A 9,910-nucleotide genomic window follows, 5' to 3' on the forward strand; every position below is an offset into this window, starting at 1 on the left:
ACCCCCTCAAGCCAGACTTCTCGAACGTGAAGAGTGGCAGTGCATCCACAGCCAAGCCGGCGCCGGAGAAACCCGATTTCAGCAATGTCAGCAGCGGCGTCTCCTCGACGGCGGCGGTTGTCGAAACGGCGAACACGGTGCAGACCTACACGGTCACGAGTGGCGATACGCTTTCCGGGATCGCCAAGAAATTCTACGGCCACGCCGGAAAGTGGCGCGTGATATTCGAAGCCAACACCGACCAGATCAGCAATCCGGACCTGATCCGCATTGGCCAGGTGCTGAAGATTCCTGCCGAAGACATCCCTGCCGAAAAATCCGAAACCAAGGAGACCAACCCATGAATAGAACAAATTTCGCCCCCGTGGCTTTCACGCTGGCCGCAGCCGTAGCGCTGGCCGCCTGTGGGAAGAAGGAAGAAGTACCAGCTCCCGTCGTCGCACCGGCTCCGGTGGTAGAGACCGCGCCGCCACCGGCTCCGGTCGTCGAGACGGCAAGCTTTGTCGCACTCTCCGTAGGCAACCAGCTTGACGCCAACCAGAAGGCCACTGCGACAGCCGATACGTTTGCGCCCACCGATACGATCTACGCAACGGTAGCGACTGACGGCAACGCACCGAACGCAGCCATCGTTGCACGCTGGACCTTCTCGGATGGACAGCTGGTCGACGAAAGCAGCCAGTCAATCGTCCAGAGCGGCCCGGCCAACACGGCGTTTCATATCGCCAAGCCCGATGGCTGGCCGGTCGGTACCTACAAGGTCGAAATCACGCTTGACGGCAATCCCGTTGCAAGCGAGGAATTCATGGTCCAGTAAGGGCCATGCGTTTCAAAATCTGAAAGGGGGCGCGGAGATATCCGCGCCCCCTTTTGGTTTCCAGGATCGGTGCATTGGCGCTGATCGGGAATTCCGGGGACAATAGCCGGCCCTGCGCAAGCGATTGCGGTCCAACGCGATCCATCTGCGCGACCAAACTTTTCAGCGGAGACTTCCATGTCCGACAGCAAAATTGCGCCGCCCGCCGGTGGCGAAAAAATCACCATTTCCGATGGCATACTCAACGTCCCCGCCCATCCGGTCATTCCCTTCATCGAGGGCGATGGCACCGGACCGGACATCTGGCGCGCTTCAGTGCGCGTGTTTGACGCAGTAGTCGAAAAAGTCTACGGCGGCAAGCGCAAGATCCACTGGATGGAAGTCCTTGCCGGCGAAAAGGCCTTCAATGAAACCGGCAACTGGCTGCCCGACGCGACCGTTGATGCCTGCCGTGAATATCTGGTTTCGATCAAGGGTCCGTTGACCACGCCGGTCGGTGGTGGCATCCGATCGCTGAATGTCGCGCTCCGCCAGATGCTCGACCTCTACGCGTGCGTACGCCCGGTGCGCTGGTTCGATGGCGTGCCGTCACCGGTCAAGGATCCGTCCAAGGTCAACATGACGATCTACCGCGAGAACACCGAGGACATCTACGCCGGCATCGAGTTCCAGCAGGGTTCCGATGACGCACGGAAGTTCGCCGCGCTGATCAAGGAGAATTTCCCGGATCGCTACAAGAAGATCCGTTTCCCGGAAAGCTCGGGCTTCGGCATCAAGCCGGTTTCGAAGGAAGGAACCGAGCGCCTCGTCCGTGCCGCGATCAAGTATGCCATCGACAATGACAGCGATTCGGTGACCCTGGTGCACAAGGGCAACATCATGAAGTTTACCGAGGGTGGCTTCCGTGACTGGGGCTACGCACTCGCGCACACCGAATTTGGCGCAGTCGAAATTGACGGCGGACCGTGGAGCAAGTTCAAGAATCCGAAGACCGGCAAGGAAATCATCGTCAAGGACGTCATCGCCGATGCCTTCCTGCAGCAGATCCTGCTACGCCCCGCCGAGTACGACGTCGTCGCCACGCTCAACCTCAATGGCGACTATCTGTCTGACGCCCTGGCGGCCCAGGTCGGCGGCATCGGCATTGCGCCGGGCGGCAACGTCAACTACGTCACCGGGCATGCCGTGTTCGAAGCAACCCATGGCACCGCGCCGAAGTACGCGGGTCTCGACAAGGTCAATCCGGGCTCGGTAATTCTTTCCGGTGAAATGATGCTGCGTTACATGGGCTGGCACGAAGCCGCCGACGCCATCATCGCAGCCATGGACAAGGCGATCGGCCAGAAGCAGGTCACCTATGACTTCGCCCGCCTGATGGATGGCGCCACCGAAGTGAAGTGCTCGGAATTCGCTGATCGAATGATTGCGGCGATGTAGTTGGAAAGCGGGGATTCGGGATACGGGATTCGTCAAACGGGATCGGAGAGGTGGAATATATGGTTCCGCTTGAGATGTCGGGAGAATCGTTGATCTGCAACGAGCCTCACGTTGCCATTGCGAATCCCGAACCCCCAATCCCGAATCTCGGCCCCAACCCGTGACGGCCACCATCCAGTCTCGCGCGGCGGCGCTGATCCTCGACGCGTTCCTCGACTACAACGCGCGCTTCTCGGATATCACGCGCCGGGCCAAGCGACGTTTCGAGCGACGTGACTGGAAGTATGTGCGGGTCGATGCGGCGGCGCGCATCGATCTTTACGACGTCTGCATTCGCGAGACCCTGGGTCGGCTTGAACTGCTGCTTGAGGAGCGTGTGCGTTCGCGCCAGGTATGGTCGGCGACTCGCGACGAATTGCAGATTCTGGTCGAGCCGCTGCTGGATCGCGAATTTCCGAAAACCTTCTACAACTCGTTGTCGCGCCGGTTCTTCCATACCAATGGCGTGGCAGCCGACATCGAGTTCCTGGCCCTGGATGGCGAACCGACCGCGGGCATACAGGATGCCACCGACCTGCATCGCTATTCGGTGGGGGACGGGCTTGCCGCAGTCTGCGAGCGCATCCTCGGCGATTATCCATTTGCCAACGGCTATGCCGAGATCAGCACGTGCATCCGTTCCATTTCACGCACGCTGGGCAAGCGCATGCGCGAGCGTGGCAACGAACGCCCGCATGCAATCGAACTGATCAAGACCGCATTCTTTCGCGAACGTCGCGCCTACCTGGTCGGTCGCGCCCTGACCAGCCAAGGCGCGTTTCCGGTGGTCATCGCCCTGGTCAGCGATGCGGACGGCGTGCGAGCCGACGCAGTCATCACCGAAGTCGATCAGGTTTCACTGCTTTTCAGTTTCACGCGCAGCTATTTCCATGTCGACTTGCCAACGGTTGCCGATGTCGTGGTCCTTCTGGCCGGGCTCTTGCCGCACAAGCCCATCGAGGAGCTCTACACCGTGCTCGGTCGCGCCAAGCAGGGCAAGACCGAACGCTATCGTCATCTCTTTCGGCATTTGTCCCTGCATGCCGATGAGCGTCTGGTTCGTGCCGACGGTGAGCGCGGCATGGTCATGGCGGTATTTACGCCGAAGGACTACCCCCTGGTCTTCAAGGTCATTCGCGACCAGTTTGCCTACCCCAAGGACATTGCCCGCCGTCAGGTCGAGGAAAAGTACCACCTCGTGTTTCGCTACGATCGGATCGGCCGTCTTGTGGATGCGCAGGAGTTTCGTCATCTGCGTTTTCCAAGACGACAGTTCGAGGAAAGCATCCTCGAAGAACTGCTTGGCCAGTGCGCTGAAACCGTGTCACTCGATGGCGAGCATGTGCTGGTTCGTCATTGCTATGTGGAACGACGATTGCGCCCGATGAATCTCTACGTGCGTGAAGCCGAGCCGCATGCAGCAATGCAGGCGATGCTGGATTACGGACAGTCGATCAAGGATCTGGCGCGCAGCAATATCTTCCCGGGGGACCTGTTGCTCAAGAACTTCGGCATTACTCGTGGCGGGCGGGCAATTTTCTACGATTACGATGAACTGTGCCTGCTCGATACGTGCACGTTTCGACACATACCCGAGGCACGCGAGGAAGACGAGACACGTCCGCTGGAAGAATGGCTCACGGTGAGAGAAGGGGATGTCTTTCCCGAGATGTTCCCGCGCTTTCTTGGCGTGCCGGCGCATCTTCGCGAGGCATTGATCGAGCGTCACGGCGAGATCTTCGATGCGACCTGGTGGCGCGGTGTGCAAGAGGGCCTGGCCCGCGGTGACTACAGTGATATCCCACCGTACCCGCAGTCAGCCCGTTTGCACAAGGATTGAGCGAAGCGACCCATCCTTGCCCGGATCCACAAAGGAAAGGGCCCGCAATGCGGACCCTTTCCAGTTCACGCTGGAGAGTTGTTGCCTCTACAATTTCTTGCGACCGAACACCAGCGAGACGATGAACAGCACAAGGAATACGAGGAACAGGATCTTGGCAATGCCCGCCGATGCGCCGGCGATGCCGCCAAAGCCGAGTACGGCTGCGATCAAGGCGATGACGAGAAATACGATGGCGTAGTGAAGCATGGCGAGTCTCCTTGTTAAGTGGGTATCCAGTGCGAAGATCTGCTCCGGTCTGGGCTCGCGCTGGTTGGGTAACACTCTAGGCGGCGCTACCTGAATTGACTCCGAGCTTCTCCCTACTGCCGGCTGAACCGATGGCTAGCGTTCACTTTCGATCCGTTTTCGGTGGCCGCTGCAGGTGCCAGCGAGACCGAACCGCTCCGCTCCCTGTTCATTCTTTTGCGCATTGAGGTACGCTTGGCGGCCCCCTGCCGCCCTGTCGGCAACGTACTGGAGTCGATCATGAAACAACTTCCCCTCGCTCTCGCCCTGACGCTCGCCCTGGCTGCCTGCGGACCTTCGGCAGACAAGACTGCAGCGCCTGAAGCCGCTTCGGATCAGCCCACTGAAGTAGTGGCGCCAGCAGCTGCCCCTGCCGAACAGTCAGCAACTGAAGCAAGCCCGGCCGACCCGGTCGCCGGGGTCCTGACAGGTGCCTGGCGCTCGGATGACAACAAGGCACGCGATGCCTTTCGCCATCCGGCGGAAACCCTGGCCTTCTTTGGTGTCGCGCCGGGCCAGACCGTAATCGAGATTTCGCCCGGAGGCGGCTGGTACACGGAAATTCTGGCACCGATGCTCATGGGCAACGGGACCTATGTCGCTGCCTATCCGCTTGATGCCACCTCGGATTACAGCAAGCGCAACAACGACAAGTTCCGTGAAAAGCTGGCAGCCAATCCGGATCAGTACGGCGCAGCCATGAGTGTCGAGTACGACACCAAGGCGCCGAACTTCGGTATGGACGGGTCTGCCGACGTGGTCCTGACCTTCCGCAACGTGCACAACTGGGGTGACGGTGCGCCGGCCATGTTCGCCGCCTTCAACGCGGTCCTCAAGCCGGGCGGCACGCTCGGTGTCGTCGAGCATCGCGCTGCAGATGGTGCTGATGCCGAGTCCCTGAAGGGGTCCGGCTATCTGCCTACCGACGCCGTCATCAAGCTGGCGACCGATGCAGGATTCGAGCTGGCCGATCAGAGCGAGATCAACGCAAATCCGAAGGACACCAAGGATTACGAGAAGGGCGTCTGGACCTTGCCGCCGTCGCTCGCGCTGAAGGACGTGGATCGTGACAAGTACGTGGCTATCGGCGAGTCCGACCGCATGACCCTGAAGTTCAAGAAGCCGGAAGGCGACCAGATCTTCGAGCAGGGCACGGACAAGGCCAAGCCGACGCCTGCCAGCAACTGACGGCGATTGCACACATTCGGGTGGGCACTCAGCGGCGTGCGCCCTGATCGCCTGCAACCTCTCGAATGAATGTTGCAGTCGAGTAGCCCAGCAGGTGCAATCGGTCGCGAGTATCGATCGATTGCACCCACCTGCCGGCAGCCTTCCATGCTTATCCTGTTCAACAAGCCGTTTGGCGTGCTCTGCCAGTTCACCGATCGCGAAGGCCGACCGACGCTTGCCGACCATGTGCGGCAGAAGAATGTCTATGCAGCGGGACGCCTCGATCAGGATTCGGAAGGCCTGTTGCTGCTGACCGACGATGGTGCCCTTGCCCACCGCATCACCGATCCGCGCCACCGCGAAGCCAAGACCTACCTGGTCCAGGTTGAAGGCGTGGCACAAGTCGCCGCGCTGCAAGCCTTGCGCGATGGCGTGATGCTCAAGGACGGCCAGACCTTGCCGGCCGAAGTGCGTGCACTTGAGGGCGAGCCAGACTGGCTCTGGCCACGCGATCCACCAGTAAGATTTCGCAAGACCGTGCCGACGTCGTGGCTGGAGATGAGCATTCACGAAGGCCGCAACCGCCAGGTGCGGCGCATGACTGCCGCGGTGGGTCTGCCCACCCTGCGCCTTGTGCGGGTGCGCATTGGCAGCCACGTACTTGGCGATCTCCAACCGGGGCAATCACGAGTGGTATCAGCCGTTTGAGGATTCGTCCATGACCTTCAAGGATCACTTCTCGGCCCACGCAGCAATCTATCGAGATGCGCGGCCGGACTATCCGCAGGCGCTATTCGAGTTTCTTGCCGGACAGGTCGCTACGCCGTGCCTGGCCTGGGATGCAGGCTGCGGGAGTGGCCAGGCCAGCGTCGACCTTGCACGCTACTTCGATCGAGTCATCGGCACCGATCCCAGCGCGGAGCAGATCGCCAATGCCACTCCGCAGACCGATATCGAGTATCGCGTCGAGCCTGCAGAACAGTCGTCACTCGACGAAGCAAGCGTGGATCTTGTCTGCGTTGCGCAGGCATTGCACTGGTTTGACCTGCCGCGATTCCATGAAGAAATCCGGCGCGTACTCAAGCCGGGTGGAGTGGTCGCGTTCTGGTCCTATGCCGACTGCAAGGTCGACGCTGATGTGGATGGACAGAAAGACCGCGTCTACGTTGATTTGACCGGACCTTACTGGCCGCCCGAGCGGGCTCTGGTAGAAAGCGGCTATGCAAGCCTGCCTTTCCCATTCGAACGCATCCAGACTCCGCGCCTTGAGCTATGCATGCATTGGAAGGTCGACCGGTATCTTGCCTACCTGCGATCGTGGTCGGCTACGCAACGCTATATCCGGGCACGGGATCAGGATCCGGTATCCCTGGTCGAGAACGATCTGAGACTGGCCTGGGGAGATCCCGATTTGCCGCGCGAGGTGCGCTGGGATTTCCACCTTCATTGCGGAAGGATCTGAAGCGGCTGTGCCCGACCTGAGTGCTTGGCAATAAAACTTGTCGCCCTGACGGAGTAGCTGAATCCGGCAACGACGCGGCAAAGCCGGATAGTGATCGAAGTCCGCGCCGGTGACGAGATCGACCAGCCATTCGGCTGTTGAAAACCCGGCAGGATGCGGATTCATTCGTGACGTTCCGCCAGGCTATCGCAAGAGCCCGATCCCGCTATCTGTTGGTCAACTGCAATTCGATGCGCCGGTTCTGCGCATAGGCCTCGGTCGTATTCGCCGAATCAATCGGCTGGAACTGGCCGAATCCGTTCGCGGACAGGCGGTGCGCGGGGATGCCCTGCACGACCAGATATTTGACGATGGCTACGGCGCGCGCGGTCGAGAGTTCCCAGTTGGAAGGGAAGCGGTCGGTGTGGATAGGACGCTTGTCGGTGTGTCCGTCGATGCGCAACACCCAGTCGATGCTGGACGGAATTTCAGCGGACACCTCGCGCACCGTCGTGGCCAGGGATTCGAGGCGCAGCTGCGCACCGGGGTCCAGCTCGGCCGAACCGGATTCGAACAGGATGTCAGTGGGCAGGATGAATCGATCACCTACGACCTGCACATCACTGCGATTGCCAAGCGCCTCGCGCAGCTTGCCGAAGAACTCGGAACGATAGCGTTCGAGCTCGCCGACGCGATTGGCCAGGGCGATGTTCAATTGCTTGCCAAGGTCGGCAATCTTCGCATCCTTCGAATCGAGATCCTTGTTGGCGATGCCGAGCGCAGCTTCGAGCTTGCCGAGTTGCTCGCGGATCGCGGCCATCTGCCGGTTCAACAGTTCGACCTGGGCGGTCGCCGCATTGCCGAGTTCGGTCTGCTTGACCAGATCCTGATGGGTATCGTCGAGCTGGGTGCTGAGTTGCGCGACTTCAGCTTCGAGCTGGGTCTTCAGTTCGTTGAGCGCCGCAATATCGGCGCTGAGGCTGGCCACCTGCACGCTTGCTGCATCAAGTTCGCTGCCAAGCAGCGCACGCTCGGCCTGGGTCGCGCCAAGCGAGGCGCTGAGTTCGGCCACGCGTGCGTCGAGTGCGGTCTTCTGCTCCTCGCTCAGTGACAGGGTGCGGGCCAGCTCGGCCACTTGTGCATTGAGTGTGTCGAGTGCCTTGTTCTTGCCTGCCAGCGTATCGGACAGGACAAACTGGCCGATCGCGAAGATCAGCAGCACGAACATCATGACCATGATCAGCGAGGTCAGCGCATCGACGAAACCCGGCCAGATATCAAATGCGCGTCGTCGCCTGCGGATCATTCCACTCATGTGCGCGGCTCGCGATTCGAGCCGACCGCGGCGGCGATCGTGCGCGAAAGCAGGCGAAACTCGCTGCGCAGTTCCTCGGACAGGCGCGAATCAGAAGCGGGGTGGCTGGCGATCTGGCGTAGCACGGTTTTCAGCTCATCCTGCACCTGGGCTGCGCCCTGGCGCTCGCGCGCATCCCGGGCAAGCAAGTCATTGAGTCGACCGAGCTGGTTTGAAATTTCGGCGAACTGCTCGTTCATGCCGCGGCGTTCGCGGTCGTTCTCCACGATTGCACGCTGCATGCGCTCGAGTCCGTCCGCTGTCTGTTCCAGCAGGGCTTGCACGTAGGCCGGAACCGAGGCATCGCCTTCGAGAGCATTGCCTGATGACAGATGGGTCATGCCGGACAACCACTCTTCGAGGTCATTGTAGAAACGGTTTTGCGCATGTCCGGCCTGCAGGTCGAGGAAGCCGATCACCAGCGAGCTGGCCAAACCGAACAGCGAGGTCGAAAAGCTGGTTGACATGCCGCCCAGCGGTTCCTTGAGGTTCTCCTTGAGTGCGCCAAACATGGTCAGCGCGTCATTGCCCACGTTGAGCGTGCTGATCGTCTCGGAAACCGAACGGATCGTCACCAGCAAGCCCCAGAACGTTCCCAGCAGGCCGAGGAATATCGCCAGGCCGATCAGGTAGCGCGAGAGGTCGCGTGATTCTTCGAGCCGCGATTGCACGCTGTCGAGGATGGTACGCATCGAGGGCGCGGACAGCGCAGCCTTGCCGCGTTCGCGATTGCCGAGCATGCGCGCCATCGGCGCAAGCAGTCGCGGCTTGCCGACAGTTGCGCGCTCAGGGTTCGAGCGACGAAACGATTCGATCCAGCGCGTTTCCTGCCCGAGAACCAGGACTTGCCGGATATTGACGATGATCCCGGCCGCGAGCACGGTCAGGATCACGCCATTGAAGAACGGGTTGGCGAGGAAGATCTCGATCAGGCGCGACCCGACCAGTGCACCAAGCACGACAACAAGGGCGAGAAAGGCTGTCATCCAGAGCAGGGTGCGGTTGAATCGGGACATGAAGACCTCGGTGTGGATTGTCGGTTGTCTTGGCCCCCTCTCCCCACGGGAGAGGGTTGCGGTGAGGGTACGTGTTTGCGTCGGCCTAAATGACTTGCTTGTACTTCCGACCGGACGTCATTCCGGAAATCGGCATGCAAGTTCCTGATTTCCGCAACATCCTCGCATTCCTGATTGGATGCGCAAACGCCTGCTTGCGTTGCCTGGTCATTGCACACTCGAACCCAAACGGCACTGACTTAACGCCGATCCCTTCATTTTGTCATCCTCGCGAACGCGGGGATCCAGCTCTTTTGGCCTTTCGTAGTAGCCGCAAGTTCAGTGGATGAGCGGCTATCCGGAGTTGCAAGTAGAGCGATGACCAGCCATGCGGCTGTTGTGAAGCGATTCCCGCTTTCGCGGGAATGACGAAACGTTGGAATCGGCCTCAAGTCAGCGCCATTCGTCTCAGACCCACCCGCTCTTCTGTCGATCTGTCGAGTTTCTGGAAAAGCGGGCGGGTCTGAGA

General features: G+C 60.4%; 10 protein-coding genes. 7 read left to right on the top strand and 3 right to left on the bottom strand.

Features of this window, described 5'->3' with window-relative positions; genetic code table 11:
• The 4 genes from WBP53_RS13080 to aceK form a co-directional block, all read left to right on the top strand.
• The coding region (locus WBP53_RS13080; RefSeq protein ID WP_423929613.1) for a LysM peptidoglycan-binding domain-containing protein at positions 1–344 on the top strand (344 nt) is incomplete at its 5' end.
• The gene (locus tag WBP53_RS13085) at positions 341–817 is read left to right on the top strand and encodes a hypothetical protein (protein ID WP_423929615.1); all 477 of its coding nucleotides are present in this window, start codon (positions 341–343) and stop codon (positions 815–817) included. The genes WBP53_RS13080 and WBP53_RS13085, both read left to right, overlap by 4 nt.
• Before the next feature lie 177 nt (positions 818–994).
• Positions 995–2,254 carry an NADP-dependent isocitrate dehydrogenase gene (icd, locus tag WBP53_RS13090; RefSeq protein WP_423929617.1) on the top strand — a complete coding sequence of 420 codons (1,260 nt, stop codon included), beginning with the start codon at positions 995–997 and terminating at the stop codon, positions 2,252–2,254.
• Positions 2,255–2,414: 160 nt separating this feature from the next.
• Positions 2,415–4,133: a bifunctional isocitrate dehydrogenase kinase/phosphatase gene (gene aceK, locus WBP53_RS13095; RefSeq protein WP_423929619.1), complete on the top strand. Its 1,719-nt coding sequence runs from the start codon at positions 2,415–2,417 to the stop codon at positions 4,131–4,133.
• Positions 4,134–4,220: 87 nt separating this feature from the next.
• Here aceK and WBP53_RS13100 read toward each other — a convergent pair whose 3' ends face one another.
• Positions 4,221–4,382: a DUF1328 domain-containing protein gene (locus tag WBP53_RS13100; RefSeq protein ID WP_371279951.1), complete on the bottom strand. Its 162-nt coding sequence runs from the start codon at positions 4,380–4,382 to the stop codon at positions 4,221–4,223.
• A 279-nt stretch (positions 4,383–4,661) separates the two neighbouring features.
• Between WBP53_RS13100 and WBP53_RS13105 the strand changes: the two genes are divergently transcribed.
• The 3 genes from WBP53_RS13105 (at position 4,662) to WBP53_RS13115 (ending at position 7,053) form a co-directional block, all read left to right on the top strand.
• Positions 4,662–5,609 carry a class I SAM-dependent methyltransferase gene (locus WBP53_RS13105; protein ID WP_423929621.1) on the top strand — a complete coding sequence of 316 codons (948 nt, stop codon included), beginning with the start codon at positions 4,662–4,664 and terminating at the stop codon, positions 5,607–5,609.
• A 147-nt stretch (positions 5,610–5,756) separates the two neighbouring features.
• Positions 5,757–6,299 carry a pseudouridine synthase gene (locus tag WBP53_RS13110; RefSeq protein WP_423929623.1) on the top strand — a complete coding sequence of 181 codons (543 nt, stop codon included), beginning with the start codon at positions 5,757–5,759 and terminating at the stop codon, positions 6,297–6,299.
• Between the two features lie 10 nt (positions 6,300–6,309).
• The gene (locus WBP53_RS13115; protein ID WP_423929625.1) at positions 6,310–7,053 is read left to right on the top strand and encodes a class I SAM-dependent methyltransferase; all 744 of its coding nucleotides are present in this window, start codon (positions 6,310–6,312) and stop codon (positions 7,051–7,053) included.
• 205 nt (positions 7,054–7,258) lie between these two features.
• On the opposite strand, the gene WBP53_RS13120 is transcribed toward WBP53_RS13115, so the two are convergent.
• Positions 7,259–8,347 carry a peptidoglycan -binding protein gene (locus tag WBP53_RS13120; protein WP_423929627.1) on the bottom strand — a complete coding sequence of 363 codons (1,089 nt, stop codon included), beginning with the start codon at positions 8,345–8,347 and terminating at the stop codon, positions 7,259–7,261.
• Positions 8,344–9,402, bottom strand: a complete 1,059-nt coding sequence (locus WBP53_RS13125; protein WP_423929629.1) for a MotA/TolQ/ExbB proton channel family protein — start codon at positions 9,400–9,402, stop codon at positions 8,344–8,346. The genes WBP53_RS13120 and WBP53_RS13125 overlap by 4 nt, the downstream gene beginning before the upstream one ends.
• Between the last annotated feature and the right edge of the window lie 508 nt (positions 9,403–9,910).

It is taken from the genome of Dokdonella sp. (assembly GCF_049593775.1).
GTDB lineage: Bacteria > Pseudomonadota > Gammaproteobacteria > Xanthomonadales > Rhodanobacteraceae > Dokdonella.